We start from the raw sequence: 21,710 nt of genomic DNA on the forward strand, positions 1-21,710 counted from the left end.
TAGTCAAAAGGCCTGCTCTCCTCGGAGGCAGGCCTTTTTCGTGGACCGGCGCGAGCCCTATTTCATCGAGTGCAGGCCAAACATATTGCCTTCGGTGTCGATGGCCAGTGCAATAAAGCCATAAGGGCCTATGGAGACCTTGTCGCGGTGCAGGCTGCCGCCGTTGCGTGCGACGCGTGCGGCCTGCTCGGCGCAGTCTTCACAGACGAAATAGACCAGCGTGCCGCCGCCGCCAGAGGGGCATTCCGGCATGCGGACCAGCGCCCCGGTGGCGCCAGCGTTATCCGGCTGCCCGGGAAAGGCCCACATTTCCATATCGGGGTGCTCGCCGCCTTCCGGCATGGCCAGCGCTTGCAGCTGGCAGCCCAGCACGGCTTCGTAGAAGCTCCTGGCGCGCGACATGTCCTGCACGTAGATCTCGAACCAGCCAACGGGATTCATAGCCATCTTCAGCTCCTTGTCTGCTCATCGGTGGAAGTCCAGATGCTGAGGCCGTAGAGGCTGTGATGCAAGCAGACCCGGCCCTGAACGGGGATATCCGAGTCCGGTTCCCTCAGGACTTTCTCCGGGCAGCCAGCTTTCTGGCCTTGCGGCGGTGCCACCAGAGCCAGATTCCGCTGATGCCCAGGCCGCCCAGCACCAGGCCGTTGAGACCGGCCAGGACTTCCATCGGCACGCCACCCAGCTCGCCCGTGTGCAGTGGATAGGCCACGGCCACCGCCGCAGCGCCGGGGTCGAGTTCATTCCAGCGCCTTACGTCCAGCACCGCCCCGTTGCGCGGGTCCAGCCATACCGAGCTGATACCGTTGGGGTGCGGTTCGCCGGGGGCGCGAAAGCGGATGCGTACGGGCTGTTTGGCATTGGGCGGCAGCTGCACGAAGCTGGCCTGGGCATCGGGCATGGCCGCACGGGCCGAGGCCAGCATGGCGTCGACATCGGCGGGCAGCGGTTGGGCGGAGCCTTGCGCAGCCAGTGTGGGCAGCTTGGGCGGCTTGACTGCCGTGCTGCTGGAGAGCACATTGAGCCAGTCGCCCAGCGGCCGCCATGCCATATAGGCACCGGTGACGACCGAGATCGCGATCAGCAGGCCCATGATCACGCCGCCGATGCGGTGCATGTCGAACAGGGCGCGCACCAGACTCTTGTTGAGTTCTATGCGCCAGTTGCCCGGCCAGCGCTTGGGCCACCAGAGAATGACGCCCGTCAGCAGCAGCAGCACGTAGGCCAGCGTGGTCCAGGCCAGTATGGCCTTGCCATTGGCGTCGAGCAGCAAGGTGCTGTGCAGCTTGAACAGTGTGTTGACAAAGCCCTCGGTCTCGCCGCGCCGGCCCTGCTCCTGGCCGGTCACGGGGTCCAGGTAAATGGTGCCGCGCCAGTCTGCCGCCTGGACACGCAGCCACAGGCTGTCCTGTGCCTGCTGCGGCAGCCGGAAGCGCAAAGTGGCCTTGCTGCCGAATTCCTCATGGGCTCTTGCCAGTATCGGCGTCAGCGCGGCGGCCTGCTGGGCCTGCTGCGCATTCGTAGTGCGGGCCTGGAACAGTTCGGGGTGCGCCATGCGGTCCAGCGGCTGGCCGATGATGAGCAGGGTGCCGGTGAGCCCGGCCAGAATCAGAATCCAGCCCAGGCCCAGGGCGAACCAGCGATGCAAGCGCAGCCACAGAGAACGGAGCGAAGTCATTGCGCGTGATGGTGTGATGTCCCGCGAGGCCGGCCCTGAGGGTGGACTCGCGGGGGCGCCGCTTAGAACGGCAGGGTGGCCTGAACGTACAGGGTGCGTGGCATGCCCACGTATTTGCCGCCGCCGTTGTTGTCGGTGGAGCGGGTGAAGTAGCGGCGGTCAAACACGTTCTTCATGCCCACGGTCAGGCGCAGATTGTTCAGCTCCTTGCCTGCCTGGTAGCTGGTGCGCAGGCCCAGGATGGCAAAGCCCGGGATATCGCCCAGATTGCCGTTGGCATCTTCCTGCGTGATGTAGGAGTTGGGCTTGGCGCTGGTGCCGGGCGTGCCGGGCGAGCGCTGCTTGGACTGGGCGTTCAGGTCGGCATTGAAGGTCCAGCGCTCCATTGCATAACGTGCCGACAGGCCGGCCGTGTGGCGCGAGTAAAGCGGCAGGTCGCGGCCTGCGAAGGGGCCGGCCTGGCTGGTGGCCTGGGTGAAGGTATAGCTCATGCCCAGGGACAGGCCCTTGAGTGCCGGGTAGTTCTTGCCGAAGTCATAGCGCAGCGCCGATTCCAGACCACGGTGGCGCGTGGCGCCCAGATCGGTCCAGATGCCGTTGCCGGTGCCGTCACCCGGGCGGTCCAGGAACAGCTCCTTGTTGAAGTCGATGTTGAACAGCGTCAGCTCGCCGTTCCAGGTGTCGCTCTTGTAGTGCGTGCCCAGCTCGTAGGTCTTGGCCGATTCGGGATAGAGCTGGTTGTTGGACGACTGGGCCAGCTGTGCGTACTGCTGGGGCCCGAAGGACTTGCCGGCATTGGCGAACACCGACCAGTGGCTGTCAACGCGGTAGAGCACCGACAGCGTGGGCAGCAGTTCGTTGGCGGCCGCCGTCGGGTAGATGGCCGCTGCGGTCGCGCCCTTGTAGTCCACCACGTTGTTGAAGGAGCGGATGCGCTCGTAGCGCACGCCGGGCGTGATGGTCCAGTTGCCCACATCGATGCGGTTGTCGATATAGAAGGCGTTGGCCGTGGTGCCGCCCTGGCTTGTCTGGGTGGTGTTCAGCGGCAGAGCCATGGCATCAACCTGGCCGGGTACATAGAAGCCCGAAGTGGCCAGCGCCGTTTCGGAGCTCTTTTCCTTCAGGTAGCGATAGCCCACGCTGACTTCCTGCACCACGGAGCCGGTCTCGAAAATGCGCGAGTAGCGCGGCTCCACGCCGTAGTAGCTGTAGTCGCGCGGTGCGGCCGTGAGGCTGCGCTTGCCGGCATTGGCGCCAGTGGCGTCGCGTTCGATATAGCTGCCGCGGAAGGAGTCCACGTAGTAGCTGAGCACTTCGAAGTTGTTGCGCCCGTCCTTGTAGCTGTACTTGAGCGAGCCGTCGGTGCGGCGGCCCGTGAACTGGTCGTAGTTGCGCGTGCTCTGGAACGGGTCGGCGGCGTACTGCGCCGTGGTCAGGCCGCCGGGCATCTGGCCCTTGCCCTCGAAGTGGTGCAGCGAAGCGGAAATGCTGCTGTTGTTGCTGAGCTTGTAGCTGCCCTTGACCAGCAGGTCGTCGATGTCAGTCTTGTCGTTGCTGCTGCGCCAGCCCTTGCCGTGCGTGCCCGAGTACAGCACCGCCAGACCTAGGCCCGACTCGTTGGTGCCGCCCACAAAGAAGCTGGGCGTGGTCTTCACATTGCCGCCGTGGCTGTAGATCTCGGTGCCGATGGAGGCTTCGGCCGCAAAGGTCTTGGGAATGGCGCGCGTCGTGAAGTTGATGATGCCGCCCACGTTCTGCGGGCCGTAGCGCACCGAACCTGCACCGCGCACCACGTCGATGGAGTCCAGATTGCCCAGTGCCACGGGCGCCAGCGACAGCTGGGGCTGACCGTAGGGAGCGTAGGAAACGGGCACGCCGTCCTGCAGCACATAGGAGCGTGGCGACAGGCGCGCGGTCAGGCCGCGCACGCTCAGGTTCAGAGAGATATCGCTGCCGCCCGTGCCGTTGCTGTCCTGAACCTGCACACCGGGCACCAGACGCAGCGCTTCGCGCAAGGTGGCTGCGCCGCTTTCCTGGATGCGCTCGCGCTCGACGATGGTGCGGGCGCCAGGATGCTCCAGCACCTTCTCGGCGCTGGACATGTCGCCGTCCAGCCAGTTGCCGGTGACGGTGACCGAGTCGAGGGCGGCTTCGGGAGCGGCGGCGTTGGCCGTCTGTGCATGAACGGGGCTGGCGAGCACGCCAAGGGCTGTGGCAACGGCAGCGGCGGCGCTGCTCAGGCGAAAAGCGGGGGAGTCGGAAAGATGGAGGTTAGCCATAGGTGTTGTAGGGGAGGGCACACAGCACCAGGCTGGCATGAACAGCGCGCTGCGCCAGCCTTGCGCTGGCGGCATCTCTTGTCTTCAGTCGGGGCCGGAGGGGGCTATGTGGCGTTTATTGGCAGGCGCAGATATTAATGAGAATGCCTGTCATTTGGCTGTTTGTGGTTATGTTGATACACAAATAGCAGTCTCCCCGTTCGGCAGTCTGGCCGGCCGGGGCCGCTGCGTGTGGGCGCTGGCAGGCGAGGGGCTTGGCCCTGTTCGGGCAGCAGCTCCTGCAGACTGGGCAGTTGGGGCGCGCAAATGCCGGCCTGACATGCCTGGCCGCAGTGGAGTCTGCGGTCGCGGGCGTTCGGCAGATGTCTCCGCGCAATGCTGCGCCAGCGGGCTTTTTCCTGTGGCAAGGCGGGCGGCGGCAAGGTGAAACGCCAATGTTCAGGACCGGGGCTGACCGTTATCGTTCATAAACATGCGGCGAAGTTCCGGCACATTCCTGCAGCCGCTGGACTTCATCCCGCTTCCGCTTCGCGCCCCATGAACGATTCCCGCTCCACCGATCCCCAGGCCGCTGCCAGCGGCCCCGCTGAACCCTCCGACTCCTCCGTGCCATCCTCCGCCCCGGGCCTGCGCTCGGCCATCGTGCACCGCGGCACCTTGCGCGCCAGCGCGCGCAGCTTTCTGCATGCGCTGGGCCAGGACGATGAGGAGATTGCACGCCCGCATGTGGGCGTGTTCCATACGGGCGGGGAGATGAGTCCCTGCAATATGAATCTCCGCGACCAGGCTCAGCATGCCAAGACCGGCATCTACGCGGGCGGCGGCATGCCGCACGAGTGCCCCGTGGTCTCGGTCAGCGACGGCCTGACCATGGCGCATTCGGGCATGCGCTTTTCGCTGATCTCGCGCGAGCTGATCGCCGACAGCGTGGAGGCTTCGGTGCGCGGCCACCAGTGGGACGGCATCTTTGCCGTGGGCGCCTGCGACAAGAACCTGCCGGGCCTGATGATGGCCATGGTGCGCTGCAATGTGCCCAGCGTCTTCGTGCATGGCGGCTCGGCCCTGCCCGGGCAGATGCCGGGCAGCGTCTCGGGGCGCGACCTCAACGTGGTCGACACCTACGAGACCATAGGCAAGGTGCTGGCCGGCACCTCCACCCTGCAGGAACTGGACACCGTCACGCGCTCCTGCCTGCCCTCGGCCGGGGCCTGCGCCGGGCAGTTCACGGCCAACACCATGGGCATGGTCAGCGAGGCCCTGGGCCTGGCGCCCATAGGCTCCAGCATGGTGCCGGCCGTGTTCAGCGAACGCGCGCCGCTGATGCGCCGCGCGGGCCGCCAGCTCATGGAAATGGTCTGGGCCAGCGCCAGGGGCGAGGCCGTGCTGCCGCGCGACATCGTCACGCGCAAGGCCCTGGAAAACGCCTGCGCCGTGGTCTGCGCCACGGGGGGCTCCACGAATGCGGCCCTGCACCTGCCGGCGATCGCGCACGAGGCCGGCATACGCTTTCACCTCGACGATGTGGCCGAGATCTTCGCGCGCACGCCGCTGATCGCAGACCTCAAGCCCGGCGGCCGCTTCCTGGCACGCGATGTCTACTACATCGGCGGTGCGGCCGTCATCCTGCGCACCCTGCTGGAGCAGGGCCTGCTGCATGGCGATGCGCTCACCTTCACGGGCCGCACGCTGGCCGAGGAGGTGGCCGATGCCGCCGAGCCCGACGGCGAAGTGGTGCGCAAGGCCGGCAACCCGATCTCGGCGGACGGCGGGCTCACGGTGCTCAAGGGCAATCTGTGCCCGGACGGTGCCCTGCTCAAGACCGCAGGGCTCAAGACACTGGTGCACCGCGGCCCGGCCCGCGTCTTCGACTCCGAGGAACAGGCACAGGACGCCGTGCAGGCCATGGCCTACGAGAGCGGCGATGTGCTGGTGATACGCAACGAAGGCCCCAAGGGCAGCCCCGGCATGCGCGAGATGCTGGGCATCACTGCCTTGCTCTACGGCCAGGGCATGGGCGACAAGGTGGCACTGCTCACCGACGGGCGCTTCTCGGGCGCCACGCGCGGCCTGTGCATAGGCTATGCGGGGCCGGAGGCCGCTGACGGCGGGCCGATTGCCGCACTGCAGGACGGCGACATCATCGCCATCGATGCGCGGGCCGGCGCGCGCAGCATCACGGTGGAGCTGGAGCCCGCCGTCATTGCCGCGCGGCTGGAAGCCGCCCGGGCCCGCCGCGCGCAGCAGCGCCCCCTGTGCGGGCTGCTGGAGAAATACGCGCTGACCGTGCGCCCGGCCCACCAGGGCGCGGTCACGCATTCGGGGGCGGTGACCTGGCTGCGCGACAGCAAGTGATGCGCACAGAGGCAAGGGCAGCGACCCGGGAGGGGGAAGCCACTCCAGGGCCTGAAGGACAGAATCAACGACGACTCAAAACACCAAGGAGACCAATATGAACTTCAACCGCCGTGAATGGCTGCAGGCCACAGGTGCGGGCAGCGCGGGAGCGCTGCTTTCGGGCCTGGGCTTGCCGGCACTGGCCCAGGCGCCGCTCGAGAATCTGAACATCATCACCGGCTTCGCGGCCGGTGGTACCTCGGACGCCATCTGCCGCCGCGTGGGTACCAAGCTCGCCGCCTATGCCAAGGCTGTGGTGGTGGAGAACCGCACGGGCGCGGGCGGGCAGATCGCCATCAACTACGTCAAGGGCCGCCCGGCCGATGGCTCGGTGATGCTGCAGACGCCCACCTCCATGCTCACCATCTACCCGCACATCTACAAGAAGCTGGGCTACGACCCCGTGGCTGATCTCACGCCCGTGACCGTGGGCTGCATCTTCGACTTCGGCTTTGCCGTCGGCCCCATGGTGCCGGCCAGCGTGACCACCGTCCCCGAGTTCTTTGCCTGGGTCAAGACCCATCCCGACGGCGCCAGCTTCGGTTCGCCCGCCGCGGGCTCCACGCCGCACTTCGTCGGCGCCCTGCTGGGCCAGCAGGTGGGCGTGGAGTTCAAGCACGTGGGCTATCGCGGCTCGCAGCCCGCGCTCATGGACATGATGGGCGGCAACATCGCCGCGGTGAGCTGCCCCGTGGGCGATGCCATGCAGCACGCGGCCAGCGGCAAGATGCGCCTGCTGGGCGTGAGCGGCGCCAAGCGCAACCGCTTCATGCCCAAGGTGCCCACCTATACCGAGCAGGGCTACAAGAACATGGCCCACAGCGAGTGGTTCGGCTTCTTCCTGCCGGCCAAGGCCAAGCCCGATCAGGTGGAGCGGCTCAACGCCCAGATGCGTCAGGCCCTGGCCAGTCCCGATGTGGTCGACAGCCTGGCCGTGTTCGGCCTGGAGGCCATGTCGTCCTCGCCCGCCGAGCTGGCAGCGCTGATCAGGGAAGACCTGGCCAAGTGGGCGCCCATCGTCAAGCAGGTGGGCTTCACGGCCGAGGCCTGATCAACCGTGTCCGGTGGTCTCGGGGCCGTGCCGCCGACCTGGCGGGCGGTGCGGTCCCGTCAAACCGCCAGCGGCGATGTGCTGGCAGGGAGCAGCGTGGCTGCCGCCGAAAATCGCATGCCGCAAGAACGCCAGCCCAGGGCCGTGCAGCTTAAGCACCAAAGCCTGCGCGCCCATGGTTTCGACGCATTCTGAGCGGCAGGCAGGGGCCATCGCGGCTAGCGCGACTTAACCCTGTTCGGCCAGCAGGTCCTGCAAGGTCTTGACCTGCAGGCGCAGGCGCTCGTTCTCGGCCTCCAGCTCGGTGACGCGGGCCTGCAGCTCTTCGGGGCTGGCGGCTGGCGCGGCTTCTGCCGATTCTTCGGTTTCGGGCTTGGCGGCCTTGGGCTTTTTCTTGGCGTCGCGCACGCGCTTGGCGGCCTGCTTGAGCGCATCGGCTCCTTCGGCGGCCACGGCCTGCTGCTCTTCCTCGGGCAGGGTGGCGACCACGGCTGCGGCATTGAGCGAGAGTTCGCCTGCCTTGACCGCTGCCACGACTTCGGGCGCGGCCTTTTCCTGGATGGTCTCGATCATCTTGACCTGACCGGCCGACAGGCGAGCGGCGCGGGCCAGGGCTTCACGCGTATCCAGCGCTTCGTCGGGCACTTTGGCCACGCTGGCCAGGGCCTGGGCCACCACGGGGTCGGTCTCGCCTTCCCAGGGGGCTTCCTCGCTGGCCGGCTGGGCGGCCTTGGCGGCGTTCACGGCAGCGGCTGCTGCAGCGCGTCGCTCGGCAATGATCTCGCGCTTGCGCAGCGCCAGCACACCGCGCTGGAAGTCCGAGACCGAGCGGCGGCCCAGATGCTGGTCGATCATCCACAGATGCACGTCGTCCATGTTCTTGAACTGCGTGGCCTGCACGGTGTTGAAGGGCAGGCCGTGCTTCTGGCAGATGCCGTAGCGGTTGTGGCCGTCGATGAGCAGATCGCCCCAGACCACCAGGGAGTCGCGGCAGCCTTCGGCGAGGATGCTGCGCTCCAGCGATTCGTGCTCGTCCGGGGTCAGAGGGTCGATATAGGCCTTCAGGCCTTCGTCAATCTTCAGTTCCATGTGTGTTCTTTAAATTGAGGAGCTGCTTGCGCTTGTTGGCATTCGTTTTCAGCATGAAATCAATGTGAATTCAAGAGAGGGTGAGCGAAAGCAGCTATAGACAAAAGAGCAACGCCCCAGCGAATGGGGCGTTGGAAAAGCAAAGCCGGTCGAGCTTACAGCAGTCGCGAAATCAGCGCACCTTCCACAGGGCCTTCCAGCGGAATGCGCACGCGCACGGGGTTGCCTTGTGCGACTTCCACGGGCTGGCCTTCGAGGTTGAACATCTTCTCCAGCTTGACCTGGCGGTTGCCCTGGGGATGAATCACTTCGATGGTGTCGCCCACGGCGAAACGGTTCATGGTTTCAATCTCGGCCATGCCGTCGGCATAACCGCGCACCGCGCCCACGAAGTGGCTGCGCTGCAGCACGCTGTGGCCGGTTTCGTAGTTCTGGTAGTCGTTGGCAGGGCGGCGCTCCAGCAGGCCGCCGGTATAGCCGCGGTTGGCCAGGCCTTCGAGTTCGGTGATCAGATGCGGGTTGAACGGGCGTCCGGCCACGGCGTCGTCGATGGCGCGGCGGTAGGTCTGGGCGGTGCGGGCCACGTAGTACAGGCTCTTGGTGCGGCCTTCGATCTTGAGCGAGTCCACGCCGATCTTGGTCAGGCGCTCCACATGCTCCACGGCGCGCAGGTCCTTGGAGTTCATGATGTAGGTGCCATGCTCGTCTTCCATGATGGGCATCATCTCGCCGGGGCGGCCTTTTTCCTCGAGCAGATAGATGGCATCGGCCTTGGGGTGGCGCTGCTGGTCGCCGCAGGTGCTGGTGAACTGGTTGTCCAGATCGTTCTTGGCTTCCTCGAAGTTGAAGCCGTTTTCCATGGTCTGGCCCAGCGCCTCGCCGGTGTTGGGGTCCACGGCCGCGTCATGCGTCTTGTAGTCCCAGCGGCAGGCGTTGGTGCAGGTGCCCTGGTTGGGGTCGCGGCGGTTGAAGTAGCCCGACAGCAGGCAGCGGCCCGAGTAGGCAATGCACAGCGCGCCGTGCACAAACACTTCCAGCTCCATGTCGGGGCATTCCTGGCGGATCTTCTCGATCTCGTCCAGGCTCAGCTCGCGCGACAGGATGATGCGCGAGACGCCCATCTTCTGCCAGAACTTCACGGTGGCGTGATTGGTGGTGTTGGCCTGCACGGACAGGTGGATTTCCTGCTCGGGCCACTTTTCCTTGACCATCATGATGAGCCCGGGGTCGGCCATGATCATGGCGTCGGGCTTCATGGCGATGATGGGTTCGATGTCGCGCAGATAGGTGCGGACCTTGTCGTTGTGCGCAATCAGATTGCTGGTCAGGAAGAACTTCTTGCCGCGTGCATGCGCCTCGGCAATGCCCTGGCCGATCTGCTCCAGGCGGAATTCGTTGTTGCGCGCGCGCAAGCTGTAGCGCGGCTGGCCGGCGTAGACGGCGTCGGCACCAAAGTCGTAGGCGGCGCGCATCTTGTCGAGCGAGCCGGCAGGCAGCAGCAGTTCGGGGGCTTTGAGGGTCATGATGGCGCTATTGTCCCGCATAGCGCTTTTCACCGTGGCTTGCTAAGGCTACGCGGTCTGTAGCAGTTGCACGTGCAACTGCCGCGCGGGCAATGAGAGGGAGGTCGTCGCGGCGGGCGTGCACAGCAGCAGCTGGCGCTGCGCCCAGGCGTCGGACAGCGGCACGGCCACCACGCCGGTGGCGGCGGCGTGGCGCTGCACGGCGGCCAGCGGCAGCACGGCAATGCCGACGCCCTGGCCCACGAGCTGGCACAGTCCCTCGAAATGCTGCAGCTGGACCTGCATGCGCAGCAGCCTGTCATTGATCCGCAAGGCCTGTTTCTGCAGCAGCTGCTGCAGGGCGGATTCGCGCGGCAGGCCGACCCAGTTCTCGTGCAGCAGCTCGGCCAGTTTCAGTTGCGGGCGTGCGGCCAGCGCATGGCCCTGCGGCAAGGCGGCGGCCAGCGGGTCCGGCCTCCAGGGCTGGCAGTGCAGGCCTGCCAGGGCGCTGCTGTCCTCGGCATCCCAGGCAGCCACGCCGATATCGCACAGGCCCTGGCGCAGTCCGGCCAGCACTTCGCTGCTCGGGCATTCCTGCAGCTCCAGCGCAATCTGCGGGTGCTGGCGCAGAAAGCCGCTGACGGCCAGCGGCAGATGCTCGCGTACGGCCGAGGTATTGCCGCGCAGCCGGATCTGGCCGGCCAGGCCGGCGCCGAATTCACCCATGGCCCCACGCAGGAGCTGCATCTGGCTGAGCACCTGGCGCGCATGCTGGCCCAGGGTGTGACCCGCAGCCGTGGGCAGCACGCCGCGTGCCTTGCGGATGAGCAGCGCCGTGCCCAGAAGCTGTTCCATGCCGCGCACGCGCTCGCTGGCCGAGGCCAGCGTGAGATGGCTGCGCTGTGCCGCTGCCGTCAGCGTGCCGCTGTCGAGGATGTGCACAAACAACTGGAGGTCGGTCAGGTCAAAGCGCATGGGGTTCAAGCCTAAGGTTTATACGAAGTCTGGATTTGAATAATCCCGTTGGTAAAGAGTCTTGTGTCGAAGGATTATCAGCGCTAAGCAAGAGAAGGATAGATCTTGCCGGTGTTTAAAGATTCGGACAATACGAAGGATTGATGATGTGGAACGAAGGCTGGATGGCTGCGGCAGCCATTGCCGTGTTTGGCCTGGCGGGTTGTGTCAAAGGCGTGGTGGGTCTGGGCCTGCCCACGGTTTCCATGGCCTTGCTGGCGGTGTTCATGCCGCCCGCGCAGGCGGCGGCCTTGCTGCTTTTGCCGTCGCTGGTGACGAATCTGGTGCAGATGCGGCCCGTGGCGGGTTTGCGGCCCTTGCTGCAGCGTCTGGGCTGGATGCAGCTGGGCATTGTGCTGGGCACGCTGGGCGGTGTGGCCCTCTGGGGCGGAGTCGGCAGCCTGCCCGCAGCCAGGCCGGCGCTGGGTCTGGCGCTGGCGATGTATGCGCTGTGGGGGCTGTCGGGCCTGCGCTGGCAGACGCCGGCGCCGCACCAGGCCTGGCTGGGCGCGGCATGCGGCCTGCTGACGGGCGCCATCACGGCCGTGACCGGGGTCTTTGTCGTGCCTGCCGTGGCCTTTTTGCAGTCACTGGGCCTGTCCCGTCCCGCGCTCATGCAGGCCATGGGCCTGTGCTTTACCACTTCCACGCTGGCCCTGGGAGCCGGTTTGCTCTGGCAGGGCCAGGGCCTGGGTGCGCAGGCGCAGGATCTGGGGCTGGGACTGCTGGCTTCGGCCCTGATGCTGATTCCGGCGCTGGCCGGCATGCACTGGGGCGAGTTGCTGCGCGAAAAACTCTCGCCCGAGCTTTTCAGAAAGCTGCTGATGCTCAGTCTGCTGGCCCTGGGGGTCTACCTGTGCTTCTGAGTGGCTGGGGCCGCAGCGACATGGCCGCCGCCCCGGCGTTCGCGAGGCGGGCGGCAATGTCGTCACGGGACGGTTACAGGCGGAAAACCTTGACCGCCTGACCGCGCTCGACTTCCCAGTGCTGCTGGCTGCGCAGGCGCTGGGCCTGCCCCTGGCTGCGCGCATTGTGCTGCGCCAGCTTGATGGCCAGCAGCTCGCGCGCCAGCCGCTTGTTGGCATGCTGGCTGCGTTCGCTCATGACCTTGACGGCAATCCCGCTGGGCACATGCAGGGCATGGACGGCCGAGTCCGTGGTGTTGACATGCTGGCCGCCCTTGCCGGAAGCCTTGCAGGACTGGAACTGGATCTCGCCGTCCATGGCCAGCTGGCGCGGCGGCTCGCAGCGCTGCACCGCGACGAACCAGTTCTTGCGCGGATGCCGGGGCCGGAAGGGGCTGGCGAAGATCCACTGGATGGTGCCCAGCCATTCGCGCAGTGCGGGCGTCTCGCGCTCGCAGCGCAGCAGCACCGACCGGTAGCCGGCCGGGGTGCGGAGCTCCTCCAGCACCTCGACCGCGAGATCCTCAGCGGCGCAGGCCTGCAGCAGCTTGCGCAGGGTCAGCTGCAGCGCGTATTCGCACTCTGCGGGACCATGGGCCGAGCTCAGTTGCATCAGCAGCATTGCAGGGCTCCCTTCTTGTAGGTCAGCAGGGGCTTGAGGCGCGCGACCAGCTCCACCAGGCCGGCTTGCTGCAGGCTGGCGACCACGGAGTCCACATCCTTGTAGGCCTGAGGGGCCTCCTCGTAGACCAGCTCGCGGTCGGCGCAGACCACGGCGCTGCCAAAGCGCGTGCGCAGCAGCTCGTCCAGCGTGAAGCGGGGCCGCAGCCGGCCCACGCAGTCCGTGCGCGCCCATTTGCGGCCGGCGCCGTGGGCCAGCGAATCCAGGGCCTCGTGCCGACCGGAGACGGGCCGCACCAGATAGCTGTAGTCGCCGCGCGAGCCCGGAATGACGACCAGACCCCGGTCTGCCGGCGTGGCGCCCTTGCGGTGCAGAAAGCCGTCCTGGCCCTGCCAGTGGTGGGGCAGCACATGGTTGTGCGTGATGTCGAGCACCGCCTCGCCCTGGGTGCGGATCGCGCGCAGCAGGCGCTGGGCGATGCTGCTGCGGTTGAGCCGCGCATAGTCAATGGCAGCATCGTGCTGTAGCAGGTATTGCCTTGCGGCTTCGGTGCCGGCGGCCAGGCCGTCGTGGCTGAAGCGCTGCACATGCTCGCGCAGTATGGCGCCGCCAAGGCCGCGCGAGCCGCTGTGCACCATGAGGTGCACGCGCTTTTTGTCGAGCGCGCCTTCCTCATAGAGGGTCTCGACCTGCTGCAGTTCGGCAAAGTGGTTGCCGCCGCCGATGGTGCCCAGACTCTCCTGCAGATAGGCCAGACCGGCGACACCGCTGGTCTGCGCAATCTGCTGCAGCTGCTCCATGTCCACGGTCTCCAGCAGCTCCTGAGGCAGAGGACCGTCGATATTGCCCACGGCTTTTTCGAGCCTGGCGCCCGAGGTCTTGTGCACGGCCAGCTCGGTTGCGTACAGGGACATGCCGCAGCCTATGTCGCCGCCGACAAGGGCCGGGTAGAAGCGTCCTGTCGAGAAGAATGCCGCGCCTACCGGATAGCCCCGGCCCGGATGCAGGTCGGGAAGACCCACGGCGGCGCGGATGCCGTCCAGATTGGCGGCGGTGGTGTGAAGTTGCTGGATGGCAGCGTCCTCGATCCAGACGCTGCGGTTGGCGAACACCTTGATATAGGTGTCCGAAAAAGAATTGCCCATGAATGGCCCTTGGTCGAATGCATGAAATCAGCGATAGGCAGTCGCGACATGCTCGGCCGAGAGGCATCCGGAAATTCACGCGCAGCGCAAGGCCTGACTCCATACCGTTGATGGGCCGGGCGAGGTCTGCAGCGTGGCGGGAAGCGCTAGAAGGCTTTAGGCGGGCACGACTGCAAAGGGATTTGTCGTCTGGGACATGGCTCTCTCCTTTGCGTGAGTGTGAAAGCGCGCAATCCGTCGTGGATTGCGGCAAAGAAAGGCATGCTATGGACTGGCGGACGGCGGCGCAAGTCGTGCAGCTCAGCGCGTTGTGGATTGACCACAGATAGAGAAAAGCCCTGCAGGCGATGCCTGCGGGGCTTGGGGGACGGCGAGGGCGCAGTTCCGCGTCAGTCCTGGGGTCTGAAGCCTATGACCAGATCCGACGGCACCTTGCCGTCGATATCGCGCGGCAGCTTGTCGGTCTTGTGCAGGGCGCGGACCACGGCGTCGTCCCAGGCCGCGTTGCCGCTGGACTTGGAGATCGTGGCGCTGGTGATGGTGCCGTCCGGTGCCGTGCGCACGCGAACTTCGGCACGCGGATTGCCGCTGACCGCATCGGGGTAGACGATGTTGGGCTTGACGCGCGCTGCCACCTTGGCCGCATAACCCGCCGAGGGGCCGCCGCTGGCACTGCTGCCCGCACCACCCGTGCGGCTGCCACCGCTGCCGGCCTGATCGCTGCCGCCGGAGCCGCCAGCCAGCCCTTGCAGGCGTGCCAGCTCGGCCTTGCGACGGTCATCGGCTGCCTTGGCATCCTTGGCGTCCCTGGCCGCCTTCTCCTTGGCTTCCTTGGCTGCCTTTTCCTTATCGGCCTTGTCCTTCTCGGCTTTTTCCCTGGCAGCCTTGTCCTTGGCGGCTTTGTCGGCCTTTTCCTTTTCAGCCTTTTCCGCTTTTTCCTTCTCGGCCTTGTCCTTGGCAGCCTTGTCGGCCTTTTCCTTTTTCTCGTGCTCGAGCTTTTCCTTGCGTTCCTTCTCCGCCTTTTCAGCCTTCTGCTTTTCCAGCTGAGCCTTTTCGGCCTTTTCCTTCTCGGCCTTGTCCTTCTCTGCTTTTTCCTTGCGCTCTTTTTCGCGTTGTTCGCGGGCTTCCTGCTCCGCCTTTTCCTTCTTCAGCTGCTCCTGCTTTTTCTTCTTGGCCAGGGCGATCTCGGCCTCATGATCGTCGTCAGGGGCCTGGACCTTGGGGGCAGGAGCAGGAGGATGCAGCGGTGCCACCACGGGCTCCGGTGGAGGTGGCGGCGGCTCGGGTGCCGGGGGCGGTTCCGGAGTGGGCTCCGGGGCAGGGGGCGGCGGTGTCACGGCGGCGGCAGAGGCGGGCGCGGAACTGCTCCAGACCTCGGCTTCGACCATGGCTTCGTCGGCTTCTTTAGGGGGGCGCACCGTCCACAGCAGGGCCGCGATCAGCAACCCGTGCGCGGCCAGGGCGAGCGACCATGAGCGCGCCCGGCCTTTGGGGCGGGGCGGGGCAAACTGATCGCGATCTTGCTGGTTAGGCATGGTGAATTGGTGGTCTGCGCGGGCTGCGGCTTCAATGCATCAAAGTCGCGGCCGGAGGCAGAGCTTCCTGTAGGGGATCAATTGCTGGAAGAGGAAACGACGCCGAAGGCAATGCGCTTGACGCCGGCCTTGGACAGCGTGGTGTGCGCCTTCATGACGTCGTCAAAAGGCAGACCCTTGTCGGCGATGATCTGGATGGCGCTGTCCTCGCCCTGGCCTTGCTGCCAGGACTGGGCCAGACCCTTGAGGTCGTCGAGCTTGATGGTCTGGGTGTTGCTGCCGTTCTTGAACTGGATGCTGCCGTCCTTGTCGAGCAGCACATAGGCAATGTTCTTGGTCGGCGGGCGCGAGGACTTGCCCGCGCTGGGCACGTTGATGGAGCCCGGCGTGAGCATGGGCGCCGTCACCATGAAGATGATGAGCAGCACCAGCATCACGTCGATGAAGGGCACCATATTGATTTCGTTGACGGTGCGGCGATTGCGGCCGCGTGAACTCATGGCTGGCATGGATCACACTCCTTACAAATAGACTGCTCAGCGCAGGCCCGAGACACCCGGCAAGGGCTGCCGCGCAGCAGGGGCTGCCCCAGCGAAGCTGTCGCCCTCCTGCCGAAGAGGGAGGGGGCAGGCGCGAAGCGACTCAGGGCCTGCTTCATCTCAATGGCCGGAGGCGGAGCCGCTGGCGGTGGCACCGACATTGCGCTGCAGGATATTGGAGAACTCCTCGATGAAGGTCTCTTCCTGGCTGGCGATACGGTCGATGTGGTGGGCGTAGCGGTTGTAGGCCGTCACGGCGGGGATGGCTGCAAACAGACCCATGGCGGTGGCGACCAGGGCTTCGGCAATGCCGGGGGCTACGGTGGCCAGCGTGATCTGCTCCATATTGGCAAAGCCGGTGAAGGCGTGCATCACGCCCCACACGGTGCCGAACAGGCCGACATAGGGCGAGACCGAGGCCACCGTGCCCAGGAAGGACAGGCCGGATTCGATTTCGTCGAGTTCGCGCTGGAAGCTCGCGCGCATGGCACGGCGCGTGCCGTCCATCAGCGTGGCGACATCGCCGATACGGCGCTCGCGCAGCTTCTGGTATTCACGCATGCCGCTGGCAAAGATGCGCTCCATGGGGCCGCCGGTCTTGGCATTCTGCGCCGCAGAGGCGTAGAGGTCGTTGAGGCTGGTGCCCGACCAGAAGTCCTGCTCGAAGTTGTCGTTGAGCGTGCGCACGCGCTTCAAGGTCTGGGCCTTGCGGAAAATGGTGGCCCAGCTCGCTATGGATGCGATCACCAGGATCAGCATGACCAGTTGCACCACCCAGCTGGCCTGCATGATGAGGCTGAGGATGGACATGTCTTGGGAGTTCATGAAAGTTGCTCCAGGATATGGTTCGGAATTCTCGCGGGGCGCATGGTCGTGCCATCCACCCACCCAATTCGGATCGAGCCCGTGCACAGCGGCGTGGACTCTTGGGACTGACTGTCGGTATGCACCAGCAGCGCCTGCTGCTCGATTGTGAGCGAAGCACGGCCGGCACTTTTCAAGCTAGCGGTAACAAAGAGTTGGTCATCGAGTCGCGCCGGGTGCAGATATTCAAGCTGCGCAGACGTTACGACAAAGATGCCGCCGGTTTGTTCCCGCAGCTTTTGCTGGGCGATCCCCAGCGAGCGCAACCACTCGGTGCGGGCACGCTCGAAGAACTTGAGGTAGTTGGCATAGAACACGACGCCGCCGGCGTCGGTGTCTTCCCAGTAAACGCGCATCGGGAATGTGAACACCCCGGCTGCTGCGGCCTGCATGGCATCGGCACCGTCAGGCAAGGGCGCTGGTTGGCTCTGCATCATCACGGATTCAGCAGAAGAGCTTTTTCATGCGAGCAATGGCTTCCTGCAACTGCTCCATGGAGTTGGCGGTGGAAAAGCGCACATAGTTCGCCGTCTCGGCCTGACCGAAGTCGCGGCCGGGGGTGATGGCCAGGTGAGCCTGGTTCATCAGCGCATAGGCAAAGTCCCAGCTGCCCTTCACGCCGAGCTTTTCGGCCGCGGCGCGGCAGTCGGCCCAGGCGTAGAAGGCGCCGTCGGGCTTGACGGGCACGGGCAGGCCGATCGATTCGAGAGCCGGGATGAAGTAGTCGCGGCGGGCCTTGAACTCGGCGCGGCGGCGTTCGTATTCGGCGATGCTTTCGGGCTCGAAGCAGGCCAGGGCCGCATATTGCGAGACGGTGCTGGCGCAGATGAACAGATGCTGGGCCAGCATCTCGATGGGCGCGACCAGCGATTCGGGCACCACCATCCAGCCAAGGCGCCAGCCCGTCATGTTGAAGTATTTGCTGAAGCTGTTGATGGAGATGATGTCATCGCCCAGCTTCAGGGCCGATTGGCCGAAGGCTTCGTCGTAGGACAGGCCCAGATAGATTTCATCGACGATGGTCAGTCCGCCTTTGGCGCGCACGACGTCGTGGATGCGGCGCAGCTCGTCGGGAGCAATCGAGGTGCCCGTGGGGTTGGACGGCGAGGCCAGCATCACGCCGCGTGTGCGCTCGCCCCAGGCCGCTTCGACCTTGGCGGCGCTGAGCTGGAAGCGCTCCGCAGCCGAAGAGGGAATCAGCACCGGCTTGCCCTCGGCCGCCGAGACAAAGTGGCGGTTGCAGGGGTAGCTGGGATCGGGCATCAGCACCTCGTCGCCCTCGTCGATCAGTGCCAGGCAGGCCAGCTGCAGTGCGGCCGAGGCGCCGGCCGTGATGATGATGCGGCGCGCCGGCACGTCCACGCCGAAACGGCTGGCGTACCAGGCGCTGATGCGCTCGCGCAGTTCGGGCAGGCCCGGTGCCTGGGTGTATTGCGTGCGGCCGCCGCGGATGGCGCGCTCAGCCGCTTCCTGCACCAGAGGCGGGGCGCTGAAGTCCGGCTCGCCGATGTTCAGGTAGATCATGGGCGTGCCGCTGGCGCTGGACTGGCGGGCCACTTCCTGCGCGTGCTTGGCCATTTCCATGACGTAGAAAGGCTCGATGCGTTGGGCGCGGCGGGAAAGCTCGATGACGGACATGGACGACGTTATTCTTTCAATCAATCAGCGTTCGGGAGCAATCTGGCAACTGCAGGGCGTGCGCTGCAGCAGCTTTGCGCCCATAAAAAAACTGCAACCAGCCAGCGGGTGCACGATAGCACCAGCGGCCCTGTTGCAGTGTTTGCCTTGACTATGCATGCAGCGGCAGCAGGGCCGCACAGGCGCGGCGCTGCAGGTCAAGCGCTTCAGCTGGCAGACTTGTTGGCGCGGTCATGCGCCACTTCGGTGGCACGCAGCTCGGGAGCCAGCCCGTTGAGCACGGCGTTGACATACTTGTGACCGTCGGTGCCGCCAAATTCCTTGGCCAGCTCGATGCACTCGTTGAGCACCACGCGCCAGGGCACGTCAGGGCAGTTCTGGAACTCGTACACGCCAATCCACATGCAGGCATGTTCGATGGGCGAGATCTCTGTCAGGCCGCGATCGAGCTTGGGCGTGATCAGTGCATCCAGGGAGACTTCGTTTTCCACGCAGCCGCGCAGCAGTGCGTCGTAGTGCACCACGTCGGCCTTGTGAAAGCCGGCCAGATCGCGCGTGAAGCGGTCGATGTCGAGCACCGCATTGCGGCCCACGATGTGCTGATACAGACCTTGCAGTGCGAATTCGCGTGCGCGGCTGCGGTTGGACTTGGAGCCCGCCTTGCGTGCGCCGGTGCTGGTCAGGCCGGTGCGCTTCTGGGGTGGGCGGCGCGAGCCGGACTCGCTGGATTGTTCTTCACTCATGATCGTCGTAGGAGTTGAGCAGATTGGCCATTTCCACGGCGACGCGGGCTGCGTCGCGGCCCTTCTCGACCTGGCGGGCGATGGCCTGCTCCATGTTTTCAGTGGTGATGATCGCGTTGGCGATCGGCAGCCGGTAGTCCAGGCTCAGGCGTGTCACGCCTGCGCCCGATTCGTTGGCTACCAGCTCGAAGTGGTATGTCTCCCCACGGATGATGCAGCCCAGCGCCACCAGGGCGTCGTACTGATCGGTGTCGGCCAGTGTCTGCAGCGCCACGGGCACTTCGAGTGCGCCGGGGACGGTGACATGGTCGATGTTCTCGGTCTTCACACCCAGTGCCAGCAGCTCGTCGCGGCAGGAGGCAAACAGGGTGTTGGTAATGCTTTCGTTGAAGCGTGCCTGCACGATGCCGATCTTCAGTCCGGCGCCGTTGAGGTTCTGGCCTTGGCCTTTTTCTGCGTTTTGCATCTGGTGTTCCGTCTCTTATTCCTTGGGGATGTAACCCGTGATTTCCAGGCCGTAGCCCGCCATGCTGGGCATGCGGCGGGGCTGGCCCATGAGCTGCATCTTGCTCACGCCCAGCTCGCGCAGGATTTGCGCGCCCACGCCGTAGGTGCGCAGGTCCATGCGGCCGCGCTCAGGCGCCTGGGCCGAACGGGCCTTGCCTTCGAACTGGGTCAGCAGCTGTTCGCCGGACTCGCTGCAGTTGAGCAGCACGGCCACGCCCTGGCCATTGCCGTTGATGTACTTGAGGCTTTCGTCCAGGCACCAGGAATGCTGGTTGCGGCCGGTTTCGAGCGCATCGAGCACCGACAGCGGCTCGTGCACGCGCACGGGCACGGTGGTGTCGGGCTGCCATTCGCCCTTGACCAGTGCCAGGTGCACGGAGCCGCTGGGCACGTCGCGGAAGGCATGGGCGATGAATTCGCCATGGGCCGTCTGCATGGGGCGGCTGCCCACTTTCTGCAGCAGGGATTCGTTGCGGCTGCGGTATTCGATGAGGTCGGCAATCGTGCCGATCTTGATGCCATGCTCGGCGCAGAACAGCTGCAGATCGGGCAGGCGGGCCATGGTGCCGTCGTCCTTCATGATCTCGCAGATCACGGCCGAGGGCGTGCAGCCTGCCAGCGCGGCCAGATCGCAACCGGCTTCGGTATGGCCGGCGCGCATGAGCACGCCGCCGTCCACGGCCTGCAGCGGGAAGATATGGCCGGGTTGCACCAGATCGCTGGGCTGGCTGTTCTTGTTCACGGCCACCTGGATGGTGCGCGCGCGGTCGGCGGCCGAGATGCCGGTGGTCACGCCTTCGGCGGCTTCGATGGAGATGGTGAAGGCCGTGCTGTACACGGTGCCGTTGCGAGCGGCCATGGGCGGCAGCTTGAGGAATTCGCAGCGCTCGCGGGTCAGCGTCAGGCAGATCAGGCCACGGCCGAAGCGGGCCATGAAGTTGATGGCCTCCGCCGTGACATGGTCGGACGCCAGAACCAGATCGCCTTCGTTCTCACGGTCCTCTTCGTCAACGAGAACGACCATGCGGCCGGCACGCATTTCCGCCACGATTTCTTCGACGGGCGAGATGGGCACGGGTTGGAGGGAGCTGTTCATGGAATGCCTTCTTGGACGTGAACTGGATGCGATGCACTGCAGTCGGCGGCTGGCGCATGACACGCACCAGTGAGGCATTGCCGACGCCGCCACGGGCGCAGGCAGGACTTCCAAAGAACGTGTGAGGCGGGGGCCGCCTGGGCGGAGCCGCTTTCTGCAGGGCAAGGCCTAGCGGAAAGCGCTCATTCTATTGCAGAGCGGGCTTTGAGCGCGCGAGCCGACCCTGAAACCATGATGCAGTGCAAGAACCGGGCGCAGTTCCAATGCGCGGCGTCCGGCAAGAGCGGCCCCGGAGGATGCCGTCCCCCTTGGGGGAAGCGGCAAGGCGGCTCAGAGTGGCTTACAGATACTCATGATCCTTGAGCACCACATCGCTGTCGGGATAGGCGCAGCAGGGCAGCACATAGCCTTCGGCCTGTTCCTCGGTCGTCACGCCCGGCCACTCGATGTCGTAGTGCACGCTGCCCGATACCAGCTGTCCCATGCAGGTGCGGCAGGTGCCGTTGCGGCAGGAGCTGGGCCAGTTCACGCCGCCGCTCTCCAGCGAGTCCAGCAGGGACTGGTCGGCCCAGGCGTCGACCTGCTGGCCGCTGGGCTCGCACTTGGCGATGAAGAAGGGAGGGGCAAAAGCAGAGGCGTTGGACATGAGGCGCTGTGGTGATTCTTTGCAAAACCCGTTGTTGTAGCCGGTTTGCCAAGGCCGTGGGCCCGGTACGGATTGCCTGTTTTTTCAGCGCCGAAAAATGTAACTTTATAAATCAACGACTTGCCTGACTTATTCATGGGGCAGGTGCAGTTGTTCACAAGGATGTCCAGCGTAGGACGGGATAAGTGGCCGTCTGTCGGCGGTGGTCTGATCAAAAAACAGGCATTTTGTAAAAATCCTGAAAAATCAATCATTTGAAACATTGCTGCAAAAGCTATTCAGGCTTGTCCACAGGCTTGTTGAGAAAAATTGGGGAAAAGCCCGTCGCTTGTGGATGACTGATATTTGCTATTGAAAAAAGAGCTTCTAGCGCTTGCAAATATTGAAATTTGAATAGTTTTGATATTGAAATCAAGTGATTGATTGCGGTAAATGCTTCCAAATTAATAGCACTCTCCAGACT

The 21,710-nt window shown here is 65.2% G+C and carries 20 protein-coding genes; 3 read left to right on the top strand and 17 right to left on the bottom strand.

Annotated elements, in window-relative coordinates; all coding sequences use genetic code 11:
- Positions 1–57: 57 nt before the first annotated feature.
- From DJFAAGMI_RS19640 to DJFAAGMI_RS19650, 3 genes are all read right to left on the bottom strand, one after another.
- Entirely contained in the window at positions 58–447 is a 390-nt protein-coding gene (locus DJFAAGMI_RS19640) for a VOC family protein (RefSeq protein ID WP_012839226.1), read from the bottom strand.
- 106 nt (positions 448–553) lie between these two features.
- Positions 554–1,678 (bottom strand): PepSY-associated TM helix domain-containing protein, encoded by a 1,125-nt coding sequence (locus DJFAAGMI_RS19645; RefSeq protein WP_211458557.1) that lies wholly within the window; start codon positions 1,676–1,678, stop codon positions 554–556.
- Between the two features lie 62 nt (positions 1,679–1,740).
- Entirely contained in the window at positions 1,741–3,957 is a 2,217-nt protein-coding gene (locus tag DJFAAGMI_RS19650) for a TonB-dependent receptor family protein (RefSeq protein WP_211458558.1), read from the bottom strand.
- 537 nt (positions 3,958–4,494) lie between these two features.
- Here DJFAAGMI_RS19650 and ilvD point away from each other — a divergent pair.
- Positions 4,495–6,309: a dihydroxy-acid dehydratase gene (gene ilvD / locus DJFAAGMI_RS19655; RefSeq protein WP_211458559.1), complete on the top strand. Its 1,815-nt coding sequence runs from the start codon at positions 4,495–4,497 to the stop codon at positions 6,307–6,309.
- Positions 6,310–6,406: 97 nt separating this feature from the next.
- Entirely contained in the window at positions 6,407–7,402 is a 996-nt protein-coding gene (locus tag DJFAAGMI_RS19660; RefSeq protein WP_211458560.1) for a Bug family tripartite tricarboxylate transporter substrate binding protein, read from the top strand.
- A 228-nt stretch (positions 7,403–7,630) separates the two neighbouring features.
- Here the strand turns inward: DJFAAGMI_RS19660 and DJFAAGMI_RS19665 are convergent, their stop codons facing one another.
- From DJFAAGMI_RS19665 to DJFAAGMI_RS19675, 3 genes are all read right to left on the bottom strand, one after another.
- Positions 7,631–8,491 (bottom strand): ParB N-terminal domain-containing protein, encoded by an 861-nt coding sequence (locus tag DJFAAGMI_RS19665; RefSeq protein ID WP_211458562.1) that lies wholly within the window; start codon positions 8,489–8,491, stop codon positions 7,631–7,633.
- A gap of 155 nt (positions 8,492–8,646) precedes the next feature.
- Complete coding sequence (gene trhP / locus DJFAAGMI_RS19670) at positions 8,647–10,035, bottom strand: prephenate-dependent tRNA uridine(34) hydroxylase TrhP (protein WP_034407466.1); 1,389 nt, start codon at positions 10,033–10,035, stop codon at positions 8,647–8,649.
- 27 nt (positions 10,036–10,062) lie between these two features.
- The gene (locus DJFAAGMI_RS19675) at positions 10,063–10,968 is read right to left on the bottom strand and encodes a LysR substrate-binding domain-containing protein (RefSeq protein ID WP_211458564.1); all 906 of its coding nucleotides are present in this window, start codon (positions 10,966–10,968) and stop codon (positions 10,063–10,065) included.
- 146 nt (positions 10,969–11,114) lie between these two features.
- Here DJFAAGMI_RS19675 and DJFAAGMI_RS19680 point away from each other — a divergent pair, with 146 nt between their 5' ends.
- Positions 11,115–11,873: a sulfite exporter TauE/SafE family protein gene (locus DJFAAGMI_RS19680; protein ID WP_211458797.1), complete on the top strand. Its 759-nt coding sequence runs from the start codon at positions 11,115–11,117 to the stop codon at positions 11,871–11,873.
- A gap of 73 nt (positions 11,874–11,946) precedes the next feature.
- Here DJFAAGMI_RS19680 and prfH read toward each other — a convergent pair whose 3' ends face one another.
- From prfH to DJFAAGMI_RS19735, 11 genes are all read right to left on the bottom strand, one after another.
- Positions 11,947–12,534, bottom strand: a complete 588-nt coding sequence (gene prfH / locus DJFAAGMI_RS19685; protein ID WP_211458566.1) for a peptide chain release factor H — start codon at positions 12,532–12,534, stop codon at positions 11,947–11,949.
- The gene (locus DJFAAGMI_RS19690) at positions 12,525–13,679 is read right to left on the bottom strand and encodes an RNA ligase RtcB family protein (protein ID WP_211458568.1); all 1,155 of its coding nucleotides are present in this window, start codon (positions 13,677–13,679) and stop codon (positions 12,525–12,527) included. The genes prfH and DJFAAGMI_RS19690 overlap by 10 nt, the downstream gene beginning before the upstream one ends.
- 389 nt (positions 13,680–14,068) lie before the next feature.
- Entirely contained in the window at positions 14,069–15,214 is a 1,146-nt protein-coding gene (gene tolA, locus DJFAAGMI_RS19695; protein WP_211458570.1) for a cell envelope integrity protein TolA, read from the bottom strand.
- Between the two features lie 77 nt (positions 15,215–15,291).
- A complete protein-coding gene (locus DJFAAGMI_RS19700; RefSeq protein ID WP_012839211.1) occupies positions 15,292–15,723 on the bottom strand; it encodes a biopolymer transporter ExbD in 432 nt (143 codons plus the stop codon).
- Positions 15,724–15,873: 150 nt separating this feature from the next.
- Positions 15,874–16,578, bottom strand: coding sequence for a protein TolQ (gene tolQ / locus DJFAAGMI_RS19705; RefSeq protein ID WP_043005484.1), 705 nt, complete (start codon positions 16,576–16,578; stop codon positions 15,874–15,876).
- Positions 16,575–17,054: a tol-pal system-associated acyl-CoA thioesterase gene (gene ybgC, locus DJFAAGMI_RS19710; protein WP_407713784.1), complete on the bottom strand. Its 480-nt coding sequence runs from the start codon at positions 17,052–17,054 to the stop codon at positions 16,575–16,577. Before ybgC ends, tolQ begins: the two co-directional genes overlap by 4 nt.
- Positions 17,055–17,061: 7 nt before the next feature.
- Positions 17,062–18,255: a pyridoxal phosphate-dependent aminotransferase gene (locus DJFAAGMI_RS19715; protein WP_211458573.1), complete on the bottom strand. Its 1,194-nt coding sequence runs from the start codon at positions 18,253–18,255 to the stop codon at positions 17,062–17,064.
- A gap of 206 nt (positions 18,256–18,461) precedes the next feature.
- Positions 18,462–18,998 (bottom strand): transcription antitermination factor NusB, encoded by a 537-nt coding sequence (gene nusB, locus DJFAAGMI_RS19720; RefSeq protein WP_043005483.1) that lies wholly within the window; start codon positions 18,996–18,998, stop codon positions 18,462–18,464.
- Positions 18,991–19,464: a 6,7-dimethyl-8-ribityllumazine synthase gene (gene ribH / locus DJFAAGMI_RS19725; protein WP_003053262.1), complete on the bottom strand. Its 474-nt coding sequence runs from the start codon at positions 19,462–19,464 to the stop codon at positions 18,991–18,993. The genes nusB and ribH overlap by 8 nt, the downstream gene beginning before the upstream one ends.
- Positions 19,465–19,479: 15 nt before the next feature.
- Positions 19,480–20,601, bottom strand: coding sequence for a bifunctional 3,4-dihydroxy-2-butanone-4-phosphate synthase/GTP cyclohydrolase II (ribBA, locus tag DJFAAGMI_RS19730; RefSeq protein ID WP_003053263.1), 1,122 nt, complete (start codon positions 20,599–20,601; stop codon positions 19,480–19,482).
- A 340-nt stretch (positions 20,602–20,941) separates the two neighbouring features.
- Positions 20,942–21,247 (bottom strand): 2Fe-2S iron-sulfur cluster-binding protein, encoded by a 306-nt coding sequence (locus DJFAAGMI_RS19735; RefSeq protein ID WP_211458575.1) that lies wholly within the window; start codon positions 21,245–21,247, stop codon positions 20,942–20,944.
- Positions 21,248–21,710: the final 463 nt, after the last annotated feature.

Origin of the sequence: Comamonas brasiliensis (genome assembly GCF_018292285.1) — a bacterium.
In the GTDB taxonomy this organism is placed as follows: domain Bacteria; phylum Pseudomonadota; class Gammaproteobacteria; order Burkholderiales; family Burkholderiaceae_C; genus Comamonas; species Comamonas brasiliensis.